The 15,549-nt window shown below is 46.0% G+C and carries 14 protein-coding genes; 5 read left to right on the plus strand and 9 right to left on the minus strand.

Annotated elements, in window-relative coordinates; translation table 11 throughout:
- The first annotated feature begins 21 nt into the window (after window positions 1-21).
- Window positions 22-1,890: a TonB-dependent receptor domain-containing protein gene (locus tag A3IE_RS0106280; protein ID WP_020394751.1), complete on the plus strand. Its 1,869-nt coding sequence runs from the start codon at window positions 22-24 to the stop codon at window positions 1,888-1,890.
- A 50-nt stretch (window positions 1,891-1,940) separates the two neighbouring features.
- Here A3IE_RS0106280 and soxZ read toward each other — a convergent pair whose 3' ends face one another.
- The 3 genes from soxZ to A3IE_RS0106295 all read right to left on the minus strand — a co-directional run bounded on the left by soxZ (window position 1,941) and on the right by A3IE_RS0106295 (window position 3,716).
- Window positions 1,941-2,249, minus strand: coding sequence for a thiosulfate oxidation carrier complex protein SoxZ (gene soxZ, locus A3IE_RS0106285; RefSeq protein WP_020394752.1), 309 nt, complete (start codon window positions 2,247-2,249; stop codon window positions 1,941-1,943).
- Window positions 2,250-2,260: 11 nt separating this feature from the next.
- A complete protein-coding gene (soxY, locus tag A3IE_RS0106290) occupies window positions 2,261-2,830 on the minus strand; it encodes a thiosulfate oxidation carrier protein SoxY (protein ID WP_020394753.1) in 570 nt (189 codons plus the stop codon).
- A gap of 112 nt (window positions 2,831-2,942) precedes the next feature.
- Complete coding sequence (locus A3IE_RS0106295; protein ID WP_020394754.1) at window positions 2,943-3,716, minus strand: YdcF family protein; 774 nt, start codon at window positions 3,714-3,716, stop codon at window positions 2,943-2,945.
- A gap of 145 nt (window positions 3,717-3,861) precedes the next feature.
- On the opposite strand from A3IE_RS0106295, the gene A3IE_RS0106300 reads away from it, so the two are divergent.
- Entirely contained in the window at window positions 3,862-5,439 is a 1,578-nt protein-coding gene (locus A3IE_RS0106300) for a flotillin family protein (protein WP_020394755.1), read from the plus strand.
- Window positions 5,440-5,490: 51 nt separating this feature from the next.
- Here the strand turns inward: A3IE_RS0106300 and A3IE_RS0106305 are convergent, their stop codons facing one another.
- Both A3IE_RS0106305 and A3IE_RS0106310 read right to left on the minus strand, forming a co-directional pair.
- Complete coding sequence (locus A3IE_RS0106305; RefSeq protein ID WP_020394756.1) at window positions 5,491-5,760, minus strand: accessory factor UbiK family protein; 270 nt, start codon at window positions 5,758-5,760, stop codon at window positions 5,491-5,493.
- A 193-nt stretch (window positions 5,761-5,953) separates the two neighbouring features.
- Window positions 5,954-6,217 (minus strand): hypothetical protein, encoded by a 264-nt coding sequence (locus A3IE_RS0106310; RefSeq protein ID WP_157832843.1) that lies wholly within the window; start codon window positions 6,215-6,217, stop codon window positions 5,954-5,956.
- Between the two features lie 281 nt (window positions 6,218-6,498).
- Between A3IE_RS0106310 and A3IE_RS0106315 the strand changes: the two genes are divergently transcribed.
- The 3 genes from A3IE_RS0106315 (at window position 6,499) to A3IE_RS0106325 (ending at window position 9,329) form a co-directional block, all read left to right on the plus strand.
- The gene (locus tag A3IE_RS0106315) at window positions 6,499-7,722 is read left to right on the plus strand and encodes a threonine/serine exporter family protein (RefSeq protein WP_020394758.1); all 1,224 of its coding nucleotides are present in this window, start codon (window positions 6,499-6,501) and stop codon (window positions 7,720-7,722) included.
- A 72-nt stretch (window positions 7,723-7,794) separates the two neighbouring features.
- The gene (locus A3IE_RS20055) at window positions 7,795-8,766 is read left to right on the plus strand and encodes a hypothetical protein (RefSeq protein ID WP_020394759.1); all 972 of its coding nucleotides are present in this window, start codon (window positions 7,795-7,797) and stop codon (window positions 8,764-8,766) included.
- Window positions 8,763-9,329, plus strand: coding sequence for an HD domain-containing protein (locus A3IE_RS0106325; RefSeq protein WP_020394760.1), 567 nt, complete (start codon window positions 8,763-8,765; stop codon window positions 9,327-9,329). Before A3IE_RS20055 ends, A3IE_RS0106325 begins: the two co-directional genes overlap by 4 nt.
- Here the strand turns inward: A3IE_RS0106325 and A3IE_RS0106330 are convergent.
- The 4 genes from A3IE_RS0106330 to A3IE_RS0106345 all read right to left on the minus strand — a co-directional run bounded on the left by A3IE_RS0106330 (window position 9,326) and on the right by A3IE_RS0106345 (window position 15,432).
- The gene (locus A3IE_RS0106330; protein WP_020394761.1) at window positions 9,326-10,510 is read right to left on the minus strand and encodes a class I SAM-dependent rRNA methyltransferase; all 1,185 of its coding nucleotides are present in this window, start codon (window positions 10,508-10,510) and stop codon (window positions 9,326-9,328) included. The genes A3IE_RS0106325 and A3IE_RS0106330 overlap by 4 nt on opposite strands.
- On the minus strand, window positions 10,504-11,199 hold the full coding sequence (locus A3IE_RS0106335) for an SDR family oxidoreductase (RefSeq protein WP_020394762.1): 696 nt from the start codon (window positions 11,197-11,199) through the stop codon (window positions 10,504-10,506). The genes A3IE_RS0106330 and A3IE_RS0106335 overlap by 7 nt, the downstream gene beginning before the upstream one ends.
- Before the next feature lie 134 nt (window positions 11,200-11,333).
- Window positions 11,334-14,114 carry a bifunctional [glutamate--ammonia ligase]-adenylyl-L-tyrosine phosphorylase/[glutamate--ammonia-ligase] adenylyltransferase gene (gene glnE, locus A3IE_RS0106340; protein WP_020394763.1) on the minus strand — a complete coding sequence of 927 codons (2,781 nt, stop codon included), beginning with the start codon at window positions 14,112-14,114 and terminating at the stop codon, window positions 11,334-11,336.
- A gap of 124 nt (window positions 14,115-14,238) precedes the next feature.
- Window positions 14,239-15,432, minus strand: a complete 1,194-nt coding sequence (locus A3IE_RS0106345; protein ID WP_020394764.1) for a PilT/PilU family type 4a pilus ATPase — start codon at window positions 15,430-15,432, stop codon at window positions 14,239-14,241.
- Between the last annotated feature and the right edge of the window lie 117 nt (window positions 15,433-15,549).

Consider the following 15,549-nt stretch of genomic DNA (forward strand, 5'->3'; position numbering starts at 1 on the left):
CAAGACAGGAATTAACCCCTTATGAATATCCCGTTTGTTTTAATGGCAGCACCGTTAGGGCTGTCTCTCATGATTCCCGCAATTAGCTTAGCGCAAGAGAAGTCCTCTGGCGAGATTCGCGTGGTGATTACCGCAGGGCGCAAAGCCGAACCTGAAACCCAAACCATCATTCCTGTAACCGTTTTTACCCGCGCACAAATTGAGCGTTCACAAGTGAATAGTTTACCGGAATTACTGGCCCAAGTGCCGAGCCTAAATGTGCAAACGAAAGGTGGATTTGGTAAGCAAAGCTCTATTTTTCTACGTGGCACCAATTCGAATCATGTACTGGTGTTGGTGGATGGGGTGCGTGCTGGTTCTGCGACCTTAGGCCTAACCTCCTTTGAATATATTCCCTTAGATCAAGTTGAGCGTATTGAAGTTGTGCGTGGGCCACGCTCTAGTTTATATGGCTCAGAAGCTATCGGTGGTGTGATTCAGATTTTTACCCGCAAAGGGTCAACCACTAAAAAACTGACCCCCAAAGCCAGTATTGGCGCTGGTAGCAGTAGCACTTATAAAGCTAATGTCGGTTTTTCAGCAGGTTCCGTAGAGGACAGTTGGTTTAATGTGAATGTGGCTACTGAACGTAGTAAAGGGATTGATGTGCTGGGATCGTATCCGCTTTATCCGAGTGGGACGGGTTACGAAAAAGATCGTGATGGCTATCGGATGAACAGCATTACGCTTAATGCTGGGAAACGTTTTGCGAAGGACATTGAAACCGAATTTCATGTGCTAAAGACGCAGGGAGATAGTGATTACGACGGCAGCTTTGAAAATGAAACTGATTTCAAACAACAAGTCGTGAGTGGCAAAATTTCTGCACCGGTACATCAGCGTGTGAAACTGAGTGCACAAGTGGGGGAAAGCCGTGATTGGCAGAAGCAATACAAAGATGCTGTTTACACAAGTTTGTTTGAAACGAAACGTGATAATGCAAGCCTGCAAGCGGATATTCGTTTAGGTGAGAAGGGCTCATTGTCATTAGGGCTGGATCGATTAGAGGATCAAGTGGCGAGTAATAGCACTTATGCCAAAACTAATCGCACGACGACGGGTGTTTTTACTGCCTATCAACAACAGTTTGGTGCTAATTCCGTCGATGCCTCCTTACGACGCGATGATAATGAGCAATATGGTGGACAAACCACTGGCGGGCTAGCCTTCGCGCATGACTTTGGCAATGGCTTACGCGCTACTGCTTCTTATGCCACCGCATTCAAAGCGCCAACCTTCAATGATTTATATTACCCCTACGATGGTAATCCGAATCTTAAACCTGAAAAAGGACGTAATGTTGAGCTCGGTTTAAGCCAAAAGTTAGACTCATGGGACTGGGGCGCGCAAGTATTCCAAAACCGGATTTCTGATTTGATTGAATGGCAACAGGTTTCGCCCGACGATCCCTATACCTGGAAGCCGATGAATGTGGCGGCTGCACGGATTCGCGGTGTGGAGTTGTCGACTAGCAAAAAATTAGGGCAATGGCGTGTGAGCGCGAATGCGACTTTACAGCAGCCTGATGTCACTAAAGGGAGCAATGCAAATAAACAACTCCTGTATCGTCCCGAACGTTTATTGAATCTCAATCTGGATAGGCGTTTAGGTAATCAATGGGAGGTGGGTAGCACACTACATGCCGAGAGCCAGCGTTTCACCGATCCGGCGAATGTTACGACTGTTGCGGGGTTTGGCACGGTAGATTTACGCGCCCGCTACCAAATCAATCGCGATTGGGTGCTTTCAACCAAATTGGGCAATATCTTGGATAAAGATTATGAATCGAGTAAGGGCTATCATCAGCAAGGACGAAATGCGTTCGTAAGTCTGAATTATCAGCCGCGTTAAACAGCATAAACCCGAACCCTGTCATGCAGGCAGGGTTCTCAATATCGGAATTAAGTCGTGACCTCAGTTTCGCCGCTATCAGTGCCACCTTTATTATCTGTCCAAGTGACCTTAATTTTGTCACCGGCTTTACCCTTGTAATTGAACGATAAATAAGGATTGGCAGACACGGAAGGCCCCCAATTCGCTTCTAATAATTTTTTATCGCCAGCCATCACTTCCACTTTATTAATATAGTGCGCAGGGACTAATTCGCCGGTCGCTTTATCTTTACGCTGGCCGGTTTCCATTGGGTGATTCATCAGCGCTTTGACTTCAACAATGCCACTGGTTTCTTTAGCTTTAACACGAATTGCCATGAATATTCTCCTTAACCGCCGCAGCCGCCTAATGTCACCTTAACTTCCTGCTTAGCAGAATAGGTTTTATCACCTACTTTTACAAAAGCAACAACGTCCGAGGTCTTGGCCATTTTAATACGCGTGGTGGCATTCGGTTCAGTGCCTTCGCCCATCGTAAATATAGCGGCTAGTGGAGTAGGGTTATTTTTAATTAATAAACCCATTTGTGTTGCACCTTCCAGCGTTGTCGAAATAGTTACGGGAACCACTGCGCCATTTTCAGCAATTTCGGGGGCTTTAATTAAAACCTTATCGGACTCTTCAGGTGTGGCAATATTCAGGCCCTTCAACGCATCCTCGTAAGACGTTGCGGTGAAAGGCGATGATTCCGTAGAAGCCGCAGCCGTTTCAGTTTTAGCGGCCTCGGCGGGTTTAGCTTCAGCTTTTGCCGGTTCTTCTACCTTAGTGGGTTCGGTTTTAGCGGGATCAGCAGGTTTTGCATCTTCTGCTAGTGCTAAATGCGGTACTAACAAGCCTAGCCCAGTCATACTGGCCGCTCCGCTCGCAAGAGTGCTTTGCAAAAATACACGACGTTTCATTAATGGTACTCTCCTCTTCAGATAGACAAGCGTGAGCCTGTTACTGGTTAACTTAGCGATTTGCCTTGTTAAAAGTCAAACGAATTAAAAAATTTTTAGAGATAGACTTAGTTTAAGCCAAATAACTGCGTAGCTTATACCAAGCAAGGCCAAACCATTCATGAAGCGCAATAAGGCTGCGTAATAATGCTGTCGGCTGTGGGATATAATTCATGTGCAAATCTTGCCAAGGAATGCTAATGCCAAACGAGGCTGAGGCAGGAAAATACTGCACTTTACGTCCTTGAAACGCGAATAAGCTGCGTGGCATATGCCACGCTTGTGTCACGATCCACGCCGATTGAATACCGGCCTCACTGAGCATCTGATCACTAAATTGTGCATTTTGCCAAGTCGTATGACTTTCGGCTTCGAGCCAACGCACAGGTACTTGAAATTCATTTTGTAATATATCGCGCATTAATTCGGCTTCACTAGGGGTATTTGGCAAGGGTTTTCCGCCGCTCACTAAAATAGGAAGCCCTGTTTTGCGATGGAGTAAGGCCGCATAGCGTACACGCTCAATACCCGCTAATGAGGTACTGGCGCCTCCATATTCCGGTACATCGCGGTTGCTGCCCGCCCCTAAGACGACGATGGCTTGAGGCAAAGGCTGTTGTTGCCATAACTGAGTTTGGGGCGGATATTGTTGTTCCAAGCTGTTTAATAACCATGTTGATACAAACGGTAAACTCAAAATAAGTATTTGCAGAAAACCAAACGCGAGTAAGCCACAAACCCACATACGAGACTTTCTCCAGACTATAGTCAGCACAAGTAACATTAAGAAATTACCAGGCGGTAATAGCAAGAACTCAATCGTACGATTTAGTAAAGCATTATCCATGTGCAGTCCTTGTGCCGTGGGAAATCCAGTGTTTCGTTAACGTTTTTGGCTAATTAGCTTGCGCCATGTTACCAAGCGCGCAGGACTTGTCGAGAGCGTTTATACTTTGCTAAGTCTCAGGGCGCATCAATAGATTAGGCAGGATATGGATCAGGTGACATTGTATCTTTTAATAAGCTCGGCATTTTTCTTAGTGGTGCTGTTAGCAGCCTTGGCAGTCTTTTACCGTCGACCCTCTAAAGACCGCGCTTATGTGCGTACGGGGCTGGGCGGTGAGCATGTCATTATGAATAAAGGCGCACTGGTATTACCCGTACTCCATGACACCATGCCGATCAATATGCAAACCATGCGGGTTGAGATTTCACGCTCAAATAATGCGGCTTTAATTACGCAGGATTCTTTGCGTGTCGATGTGGTCGCTGAGTTTTTTATGCGGGTAGCCAATAATGAGGAGGCTATTAGTACCGCCGCGCGTACCTTGGGTGATCGCACCTTGAATCCTGAATTAGTTAAGGAAATGGTTGAGGCTCAGTGTGTGGCGGCCTTGCGTTCTGTCGCTTCTAGCATGAGCTTGGACGAGTTGCATGTGAAGCGCGCTGATTTTGAGCACAATGTCGAAAACAATTTGAACGCTGAGTTTCAAAAAAACGGCTTGGAGTTGGTGTCAGTTTCCTTAATGCGCCTTGATCAGACAGCACGGGAATATTTGGATGAAAATAATGCTTTCGATGCGCGTGGTTTAATTAAATTAGATGAGATCACTGAGGAAAGTAAAAAACGCCGCAATGATATTGAACAAGAAAATCGTGTCAAAATTCAAGAAAAAAATAAAGAAGCCGAGCAAATCCGCCTAAAGATCGAGCAGCAAGAAGTAGAAGCACAGCGTAATCAAGAAAAATATCTAGCTGAATTGCAAGCGCGTACTACTAAAGAAATTGAAGAGATTCAATTGCGGCGCGATCAAGAAATCGAAGAGATTAGGATTTCTAAAGAAGTGGCAATTGAGATGGCTAAGCAGGACATGGAGGTAATGCGCGCGCAATTTGAACGTAATGTTTCTGAAGCTTGGATGGTTACCGATAAAATCAAAGCCGAAGCTGCCCGCTTAACCGAGGAAATTAGCACCGCACGTGAGCGTGCTGAGGCGGAGCGTGACAAATTATTGACACTCATTAGTGCACAAAAAGAAGCGCAGCGTCAAATCACTATTGCGGAGGCGAATGCCGAGGTGGAACGTTTGGCGGCTAAGGCGGCTGAAATCCGTTACCAAGTGGAAGCAGTTGGTAAACGTGCGATGAATGAGGCGGCCAATTTATTGAGTAATGATCAGGTCTCCATGCAGGTGAAAATGGAAATTGTGCGGCAATTGCCTCAAATTATCCGCGAAAGTGTGCGTCCGCTGGAAAATATTGATGGTATTAAAATTATGCACATTGATGGCTTAAATATGGCAGCTGGCGGAGCCTCTAGCGGTAGTAGTGGCGAGCGCAATTCTAGTGGTTTAGCGGATCAAATTGTGGATAGTGCCTTACGTTATCGTGCCCAAGTGCCGCTGATTGATAGCCTTTTACGCGAAGTGGATTTGAAGGCCGATTCCAGTGATGGTTTAACCCAGTATTTACGTGATCAAATCCAGTCAGGTAAGAAAACAGAAACCCCTCCTGAAGCAACACCAACTAAGAAAGAGGTGGAAGCAACCTCTGAAGAAGCTGCGAGTTAAGGTTTAGCCCCTCTACCAGTTTGCCGGTGGGAGAGGGGGGAATCTGTAAGTTTAGCCGAGGTGTTTTTCAGCAGCGCTGCTCGCTGCATGAGCATTTTCCATTTGAGCAACGCGTGCTTCCAAGGCTTCGAGTTTTTCGCGAGTACGCTGCAATACTGCACTTTGAATATCAAATTCTTCACGCGTCACCAAGTTCATCTTTTGTAAGCCGCTTTCGAATAAGCTGCGCACATTTTTCTCAATGTCTTGCTGAGTATTGCGAATGTTTTCCGGCAGCATGTCCGAAAACTTTTTCATCATCTCATCCAATGGACCTGCCATATCAAACTCCTTATCAACGATTTAGAATTCACTGTTTGACCTTAGGGTGGGGGCGACTAGAGCAAGCTTCAAGGTATGGCCGCAAAAAGTTTAGCGAGCCTAAACACGCTGTTTAGAAGCATTGTCGCCATGGTAAGCCACTCTAAACTGCCGGTTATTTGTTGTTTTTATAGGTTTTTGACCGAGCGTTAAGTTACTGATAATGAGGAATACGCTGATATTTTTTGTTAATGCTCAGGCATAAAATTGTTTTGGTTGTCTTAGTAGAGCGTTCTGTTTCATTAAATAAATAATCCTTTACTCCATCTTGTGTTATATCTTTTTGATCTTCACGCCTTAGCGGATAGCTAAAATTTTTGCGCTTAGTTTGTTTGGGGTTTTGGCAAGCTGTTGGGATAGTGATTGTTGGTTGTAGGGTGCGCGCATAACTTGGGATGGTGTAAAAAGTACTAATCATCGCGCTTAATGCCAAGCAATACTGAGTGGTCTTCATAGGGTTGTTCCTGACTCATCGTTTAAAAAGGTGTTACTACGACTACAGACGATGTCATCGGAAAACGTTTACGGGTGTCCTAAAAAAATAACTGGTGGTACTTGGTTGAAGCATGGAGAGCTGAAGAGCGGGCGTACTCACTGAGCCTTCTGTAAGCTAGCCAAGAAATTAACGCCTTTTTGTTCACCGCTTTCTAGTTATACTCTACCCACTATCCTTGTCTACGCCGCTGGGCGGCTTTTTGAATGGAAAAACAACAAATTGCGCAAATTCGGCGTTTTGTGATCAAACTAGGCAAAGCGATGCACGAATATGGTACGCCTACCCATCGCTTGGAGCGGATTCTGGTTAAAACAACCGAATTATTGGGTTTAAAAGGCTCGTTTATTGTTTCGCCCACCAGTATGACCTTTGTGTTCTGGGAGCAAGGTTGTGACGAAGAATATAGTCATAGTGCACGGGTTAATCCTAGCGGCCTAGATCTCAATCGGCTGGCGTATATTCATCAATTGGCTGAAGAAGTATTGAGTGGCAAGCTCAGTTTGGAAGATGGATTAGCGCGGCTGAATGCCATCAATACCTTAGCCGCACCTTATCCTTACTGGTTGGAGTTTATTGCGTGGGGAACATTATCGGCTAGCTTTGCCGTGGTGTGCGGTGGAAACCTCATCGATATGCTGTTAGCAGCGATTTGGGGTTGGTTAGTATTTGGTTTCAATTGGCTAACGCAACACCATAAACGTTGGGAGGAAATGCTTGAGCCATTGTCGGCTGTAGTAATTGCCTTTGGCAGCAGTGGTTTGAAAGCTTTGGGTTTAGAGATTCATATTTCCATGGTTATCTTGGCAGGCATTATTGTCTTTATTCCTGGCTTATCGCTGACCATTGGCCTACGTGAATTAGCGGCCAAGCATCTTGTCTCAGGTACGGCAAGAATTATGGATGCGGGCATGACCTTATTTAAACTTTATTTCGGCGCGATTTTAGGCCTAGCGCTCGCACAGCTTTTCTGGCCAAGTACCCCCAATCCTCCTGCGCTTGTCATCAATCATTGGTCGTATTATTTAGCGATTTTATTATTGGCTATTTCACTACTCATTATCTTCAAGATCAGCCATAAAGATGCACTGTGGGGATTGCTTGCAGGGATTATTGCTTATACAGGAGCAGTGTTTGGGAGCCACGTGTTAGGCGCGAATTTGGGGGGCTTAATTGGTGCTCTGATTGTAGGGCTTTACGCGAATCTTTATGGCTATTGGAAGAACAAACCCACCCAAATCGTACTCTTACCCGGCTTGGTGTTATTAGTACCGGGCAGTAAAGCTTATTTGGGTATTGACCGTTTGGTGGCAGGGCAAGATGCTTTAGCAACTGCTGTCAATGGTGCACCAATTTTGCTAGCTTTTATGTCGCTGATTGCAGGATTGATCTTTGCGAATGCGATTTTGCCGCCGAGAGAAAGGATGTGAGTCAGTCTAAATTGTTTTAAAGCGTCGAGGCTCTCTACTAAAATAATCTTTTACACAAGGAGCGATCTAGCCTTGCAGATCACCGAAACCTTTGTTTTACCCAACGGTATTATCGATGCGCGTCCGCGTTTTCGGGAAATTTATACGGCTGTGCAACAAAGCCATCCTGAACTGAATGAATTTGATTGTGCGGTGGATGAGGCGCTACTGGTTATGCGAGGAGAAGCGCCACCAACAGGTCGGCCTGTGTATTTGGGCGATGCGCGACTCAAGCTACATTTTGTGATTATTCCGGGCTTGTTTGCGGATTGTCTCAGTTATCAAGTCAGCCCGTTTAATCGGCGGATGCATTTGCATGAGCACGGCTATCAGTCTTCGATTTTGTGGGTGAATGGGCGTTCTAGTTGTGCCTACAATGCGGAAATGATTCATAAAGCGCTAGCCTTCCATGACCCAGACGTGCGTCTGGTGTTTGTAGGGTACTCCAAAGGGGTGGTCGATGCTTTGCAAGCCGTGGTGAGTTATAACGACCTTCGCGACCGTACCGCCGCCATTGTGAGTTTGGCAGGGGCAGTATATGGCTCTTATATGGCAAATAGGGTGCCTTTTCCCATTAGTTGGCTTGTGAGTAACTTGCGTATTGGCTCTTGTCACCCAGGCGATGGTAAAAGTGTGCAAAGCCTTCAGCCTGCATTGCGTCACCAATGGTTGGAGCAACATCCCTTGCCCTCGACTATTCGCTATTTCTCGCTTGCTGGAACGCCGCTGCCTGACAAAGTATCGCGTGCACTAAAGCTACATCATGCTATGTTAAACAAGCGCCATCCGCTCAATGATAGTCAGGTGCTGTATCAAGATGCCATGATTCCGAATAGTCAGTTCTTGGCTTGTGTGAATGCAGATCACTTTGCTATTGCCTTACCCTTGATTAAGCAATGGCCTTTTATGAGCTTTCTGCTAAATCATAATAATTATCCGCGTGAGCTTTTGCTGGAAAGTATTGTGCGTTATGTGGAGGAACAATTAGTGGAGAACCTGACATGAAACAAGCTTGGTCAACCGAATTGATTAATAAGGCTTGGGATTTTGCGACCTTAGCGCATCAAGGCCAAACCTATGCAACGCCCGATCCCCATATTCGTTTGGATTATATTAACCATGTCGGCGCGGTCACGATGGAGTTGATGTGGGAATTGGCACGCTCCACCGATAACACTATTGATGGCAATTTAGTACTGCAATGCGCTTTGCTGCATGATGTGATTGAAGACACCAACTATAGCCATGATGATTTAGTACAAAGCTTCGGCAAAGCGGTAGCAGATGGGGTATTGGCTTTGAGCAAAAAACCGGATTTACCACGTTCTGCGCAAATGCACGATTCCCTGATGCGTATCCGTCAACAACCACGTGAAGTCTGGATGGTCAAAATGGCGGATCGGATTAATAATTTAAGCCCACCTCCCGCGCATTGGACGAAAGAGCGTATTCAAGCTTATGGACAAGAAGGGCAATTGATTCACGATGAATTGCAAAGCGCGCACGCAGGATTAGCGCAGCGCTTGCAGGAAAAAATTAATGCCTATGCTGCTTATGCCAAGGCTTAGCGGCGGCAAATTAAACCTTTAAGATAATAGCCTTCAGGAAAGGCCATCCGTGTGGGGTGGTCGGTTGCTTGGTCTAGCTTACGAATCAACTGTGCGTTCACACCTGCATCCACTGCCGCATCGGCAACAATTTTCTGGAATAAACCTGCTTCCATTAAACCAGAGCATGAAAAGGTAAATAATAATCCACCGGGTTTTAATAAACGAAACCCTAAGAGATTAATATCTTTATAACCACGTGCTGCCTTGTCTAATTGTGCTTTGTTGTCAGCAAATTTCGGTGGGTCTAATACCACAATATCAAATTGCCTACCTTCATCACGATAATCACGTAATAGCTGAAATGCATCGCCTTGAATATTGGTTAATTGCTCGCTGAAAAAATCATTCAATTCGCCTGCTTGTGCCGCTAACTCCAAAGCCGATTGCGAAGCATCCAAATTAATCGCTTTCGTAGCGCCACCTTTCAAGGCAGCAATAGAAAATCCACCCGTATAAGAAAAGCAGTTTAGAACGGTTTTATCTTTCGCATAAGCTTGCAGTGCCGAACGATTATCACGTTGATCTAAATAAAATCCCGTTTTGTGCCCATGGATAACATCAACCCGATAATGTCGCCCTTCTTCTTCAATATCGATAAAAGTAGGGGGTCGTTCACCTGTTAATAAACCAGTCGTGGGCAATAAACCTTCTTTGTTACGAATATCGACATCCGAACGCTCGTAAATCCCTTGGCATGGAATCAATTCACTCAGCAATTCGGCCAGCGTTTCTTTCCAAAATTCCGCGCCGGTGGTTAGGCATTGCATCACCAGCCAATCACCGAAACGATCCACGATTACCCCAGGTAAGCCATCCGATTCAGCATTAATCAGTCGGTAGGCGGTATTGCGTGTCGTAATGCCCAACTCAATACGCAGTTGGAGTGCTTCTTTAATGCGATTGGCAAAGAAGTTGCGCTTAATGTCTGCGCGACCCACAGCCCATAAGCGCACTTGGATTTGTGATTGTGGCGACCAAGCACCCATGCCTAATAAATCGCCGCTTGTAGAGCGCACCTCTACCGTTTCACCCGCTGCTGGTTGGCCTTTTACCTGTTCGATCGCACCAGAAAAGACCCAAGGATGTCGCGCTCGAATGTTTTTATCGCGCCCTTTGTGTAAAACCACCTGCGCTACCATGGGATGGTACTGCCATCAATATCAATAAAACGACCGGAATCGTTGGCTGTAACATTGGACAAATTACGCCGTAACGCGGTGACACTTTGCGCCACGGATAATTCACCCCCCGAACCGCCCATATCGGTGCGTACCCAACCCGGATGCAAAGCCACGACTTTAAGATCCTGCTTGGCTAAATCACGTGCCGCACTCACGCACACCGCATTTAATCCAGCCTTACTGGAGCGGTATAGATAAGCGCCGCCAGAACTATTATCAGCCATGCTAGCCATACGGCTCGTCATATTCGCCATAATTTTGAGTTGACTGGCGGCTACGTGATCAACAAAAGCTTCCATCATTTTTTGTGGTGCAATCACATTGTTTTCTAAGGTGTCACGCCAAGCTTGCACATCGGTTTGACCAAAGGCTTGATGACCCCAGCCGCCAGAAACTCCCGCATTATTGAATAAAATATCAATAGGAACGTTTAGTTTAGCTGCCAAGGCTTGGCGTTGTTGTTCATTGGTAACGTCGAGTTCGTGTATTTCCACAGTACCATGAAAACCTTGCGCCAATGTTTGCAAGTGTTGCGCTTCCGCAGGCTTACGGCAGCACGCATAAACCGTCCAGCCATCGGCTGCGTATTGACGTGTTAATTCCAGACCGATGCCACGATTGGCACCTGTAATCAAAATACTTGGCATAAAAACCTCGAAACAAGCTTATGGATGATGGTTTATACCGTTTGGCACGCGTGGGGGCAATAAGCTTGCGGTGTTTCACCACGCCTAAGCAAATAGTCAGAGTGACTTTGTAGGCAAAGCTTATTGAGTATTGATTAGTGGCTCAACCACTGTGCCCACACTTCGCGCACATACAAGCGCTCCTCATGAAATTCACTCGCTTCTACTAAAGCGGATTGCTCTTGAAGCGCCAATTCATGAGTACGATTTCGCATAGCTCGATAAATATCGGCAAGTTTGCTGGCTTGCTCGGACGGCAAAATGCCACTGTCGCGTAAGGAGTCGATCTGGCGAATATTATCGCTCCAATAAGCCAAGGTAGGATATTCGTGGGCGTTGGCGAGAATCAGGTACTGTACAATGAATTCGATGTCAGTAATGCCGCCGGGGTCTTTCTTGATATTGAAATGTGCGGGGTCTTTATTGCTTAGCGCTTCCCACATTTTTTCACGCATGGCGAGGACTTCGTGGCGCAAATTATCTTTGTCACGTGGTAAGCATAGGATTTCTTGGCGAACTTCATTAAAGCGTTTTACTAAACGCTCACTCCCCAGAATGGCACGTGCACGCAATAAAGCTTGATGCTCCCAAATCCATGCTTTTTCAAGCTGATACTGGCGGAAAGCCTCCACATTACTGACTAATAAACCTGATGAACCACTAGGGCGCAGGCGGGTATCCGTTTCGTATAAACGCCCATCATGGGTATAGGTGGATAAGGTGTGGATAATTTTTTGTGCCCAGCGTGCAAAAAATACTGCATTCTCCAGCGGTTTCTGACCATCAGTGAGCTGGTTTTGGCCGCTGCTATCATGTAAAAACACAATATCCAAATCGGAACCATAGCCCAATTCAATGCCACCTAATTTGCCATAACCAATCACGGCATAGTCGGCTTGGTAATTTTGCCCGTAGGCTTCATAACGTGGGTTGCCAGCTTTTTGTGTGGTGGTGTGCCAAATGTGTTTGGCGGTTTGATCGAGAATCGCTTCGGCAATCCAAGTGAGCTGATCGGACACAATCATTAAAGGCAATTTGCCGGTAATATCGGCGGCAGCCACACGTAACACTTGGGACTGTTTAAATTGGCGCAAACACTCCATAACACGCTCGGTGTCATTGGGATCCACACGCTGCAGTTCTTGTGCGAGTGCTGTATCCAACTCTTGGCGATTTAAGGGGCGATATAAATGGCGTGTATCGAGCAAGGTGTCCAATAAAATCGGATGCTTAATGAGCTGAAGCATGATCCAAACGCTGGACGAAATTAATTTGACGAATTGCTCCAAAGCGCCGGGGTGATCCGCCAGCATAGCCACATAACCCGAACGGCGCGCAATCTCGTGAATGATTTTTAAACTGCGGTCTAGCGCCAACACAGGATTGCTTTGTTGCGAGCATACCGACAATAGATCAGGCATTAAACGGTCAAGACGAGTACGGGCTAATTCAGTGAGCGAGCCGTATAAACGTCCATTATGCAGGGCTTTGATTTGCTCCCAGCTAGCGCGTGCTGGATCAAAATTCCACGCGTGCAATAAGGCAATGGCTTGCTCATCTTCCATTTGTCCTTGCCATAAATGGGTCAATGCTAATTGTTCTTGTTGCGCATCCTCCTCCACGAAAAACACTTTTTGGAAAATACTACTCACTTGTTCGCGATGTTGATCAAGCGCTTTTAAGAAGCTTTGGTAATTGTCAAAGCCCATCGATAACGCGAGCTGCTGTTGTTGATGCGCGTCGCTGGGAAGGGCTTGTACTTGTTCATCTTGCCACATCTGTAGGCGGTTTTCGGTCATGCGCAAGAAATGATAACCAGTGCGTAAAGCTTGCACTTCGTCTTGGTTCAGTAATTTGAGTGCTTCTAAAGCATCCAAGGTTTTTAATAAATTACGTTCTTGTAATTCCGGAGTGCGCCCACCGCGCATCAATTGAAAGACTTGTGCCGTGAACTCTACCTCGCGAATCCCACCGCTACCCAGCTTTATATCCTGATTTTTGCCTTTGCGGATCGCCTCACGATTAATCATGATCTTCATCTCGCGCAATTGCTCAATCGCACCATAATCCAGATAACGGCGATAAATAAAGGGATGCAAACGCTGCATCAATTCTTTGCCATCTTGCTCTAAACCAGCCATGACGCGGGCTTTGATGAGTGCATAACGTTCCCATTCGCGACCATGAATCTGGTAATACTGTTCCATCGCATCAAACGACAGCGCCAAGGCACCTGCCTCACCAAAGGGGCGCAAACGCATATCGACCCGATAAGCGAAACCATCCGCAGTAATTTGCGCAAGGCTATTAATCAATTTTTGACCGACACGCGTAAAGAAGGTTTGATTATCCAGCGCACGGCGACCATCTGTTTCGCCACTGTCGGGAAAGCAGAAAATTAAATCAATATCGGATGAAAAGTTGAGTTCACGCCCTCCCAATTTACCCATGCCGAGTACCAACATCTGTTGCTCGACGCCTTCGCGACTGCGTGGCACACCATTTTTTTCTACTAAGTTTTTATGCCACCAATCTAAAGTTGTTTGTACCAAAGCATCCGCTAAATCTGAGGTCGTGCGCAGGGTTTCTTCCAAGGGTGCGAGTTTGACTAAATCGCGCCACACAAGGCGTACACTTTCACGGTGGCGAATATCGCGAATGGCTTTTAATAAATGACTTTCATCGCTAATGGCGGCGATTTCCTGTGTCACTTTGCCAATTAATTCATATTCAGCATAAGCGTGGCTTTGCACAAGGTTTTCAATCCAGTTTGGATGGCGCTCCAATTGATAACGCAGATAGGGACTGTATTGGAGTACTTGAGCAGCTTGCGCTTGAAGGGTTGCCGGAAAATGATCAATAAGCGAGGGTGACATGGCTGAACCTTATTCGTGTGCTAGAGTACAAACATGCCATGCTAGGTCGCTTCGGTAAAGGCTAAAATGCAGTTTCTTGATAAAGCTTGGCAAATTTCTAAATACCAAGCTTGGGAGTGCTTGCCTAAGCGCCAACAGGGGTGCGCTTAAAGCGATTCATGGGTATTAATGGCTCTTCTTCCTCTGCTTCCTCCTTTTGCTCTTCGGCTTTGGGCTCTAAGGACAAATCTAATTCAGGTTTCGAACCTTCGCCTTGACCAATGCTTTGGGACAAATTAATTCGCAGTTTCAAATTGCTGGGTGAGTCCGCATTGCGCATCGCTTCTTCTAGGGAGATTTTGCCCTCTTTATAAAGGCGGAATAAATGTCCATCGAAAGTCTGCATACCTTGTTGCTCAGACTTTTCCATGATCTCTTTAATCAAGCCCATTTCACCTTTCAAAATTAAATCACGAATCATGGGTGAGCCAAGCAGAATCTCAATGGCAGCGGTACGTTTCCCATCAATCGTTGGAATTAAACGTTGTGAGATGAAGGCTTGGAGATTGAGGGATAAATCCATTAACAATTGGTGACGACGTTCTTCGGGGAAGAAATTAATAATACGGTCTAGGGCTTGATTGGCGTTATTGGCATGGAGGGTGGATAAACATAAATGCCCAGTTTCCGCAAAGGCAAGGGCGTGCTCCATCGTTTCACGTGAGCGAATTTCGCCAATTAAAATAACATCGGGTGCTTGGCGTAAGGTATTTTTTAAGGCATCTTCATAACTATCCGTATCCACGCCTACCTCACGCTGATTTACAATCGATTTGCGGTGTGGGTGCACATACTCGATAGGATCTTCAATCGTGATGATATGACCGTCTGAATTGCGATTGCGATAATCAATCAACGCAGCGAGAGAGGTGGATTTACCCGAACCGGTACCGCCCACAAATAGAATCAAACCACGTTTTGCCATAATGGTTTGCTTTAACACTTCAGGCAAACCTAAGGCTTCGGCATTGGGGATTTCGGTTTTAATATTGCGGATGACCATCGCGATTTTATGGCGTTGCTTGAAAATATTAACGCGGAAACGCCCAATGCCTTCTTCAGTAATCGCCAAATTCATTTCCGGCTTTTGCTCAAACTGTTTGCGCTGCTCCTCATTCATTAAGCCATAGGCCATCTCATGCAGCTCTTCAGGGGTTAAACGCTCGCGCGCTAAGGGTTTTAAAGAACCTTGGAATTTTGCAGCAGGTGGCGCATCAGCCGTTAAATAAAGGTCAGAACCATCACGGGAAGCTAAAATTTGTAAATAATTCTTAATCATAGGCTCGCGGCTCTTATTGTTAATTATTGATTAGCGTTCTTCTAGTTTAAACCTTATAGCGGCGTTTGTTGAGTCCGCTTCGACAGACTGCTTATACTTTTGCCATAACTATTCGTA

Origin of the sequence: Thiolinea disciformis DSM 14473 (genome assembly GCF_000371925.1) — a bacterium.
GTDB classification, from domain to species: Bacteria; Pseudomonadota; Gammaproteobacteria; order Thiotrichales; family Thiotrichaceae; genus Thiolinea; species Thiolinea disciformis.

Coding starts and splice junctions, on each gene's coding strand:
- soxY (WP_020394753.1), bottom strand. CDS start 2,830: ATGAAACGTCGTGTATTTTTGCAAAGCACTCTTGCGAGCGGAGCGGCC.
- A3IE_RS0106330 (WP_020394761.1), bottom strand. CDS start 10,510: ATGGTAGCGCAGGTGGTTTTACACAAAGGGCGCGATAAAAACATTCGA.
- A3IE_RS0106325 (WP_020394760.1), top strand. CDS start 8,763: ATGAAACAAGCTTGGTCAACCGAATTGATTAATAAGGCTTGGGATTTT.
- A3IE_RS0106315 (WP_020394758.1), top strand. CDS start 6,499: ATGGAAAAACAACAAATTGCGCAAATTCGGCGTTTTGTGATCAAACTA.
- A3IE_RS0106345 (WP_020394764.1), bottom strand. CDS start 15,432: ATGATTAAGAATTATTTACAAATTTTAGCTTCCCGTGATGGTTCTGAC.
- A3IE_RS0106280 (WP_020394751.1), top strand. CDS start 22: ATGAATATCCCGTTTGTTTTAATGGCAGCACCGTTAGGGCTGTCTCTC.
- A3IE_RS0106335 (WP_020394762.1), bottom strand. CDS start 11,199: ATGCCAAGTATTTTGATTACAGGTGCCAATCGTGGCATCGGTCTGGAA.
- A3IE_RS0106305 (WP_020394756.1), bottom strand. CDS start 5,760: ATGGCAGGTCCATTGGATGAGATGATGAAAAAGTTTTCGGACATGCTG.
- glnE (WP_020394763.1), bottom strand. CDS start 14,114: ATGTCACCCTCGCTTATTGATCATTTTCCGGCAACCCTTCAAGCGCAA.
- A3IE_RS0106310 (WP_157832843.1), bottom strand. CDS start 6,217: ATGATTAGTACTTTTTACACCATCCCAAGTTATGCGCGCACCCTACAA.
- A3IE_RS0106300 (WP_020394755.1), top strand. CDS start 3,862: ATGGATCAGGTGACATTGTATCTTTTAATAAGCTCGGCATTTTTCTTA.
- A3IE_RS0106295 (WP_020394754.1), bottom strand. CDS start 3,716: ATGGATAATGCTTTACTAAATCGTACGATTGAGTTCTTGCTATTACCG.
- soxZ (WP_020394752.1), bottom strand. CDS start 2,249: ATGGCAATTCGTGTTAAAGCTAAAGAAACCAGTGGCATTGTTGAAGTC.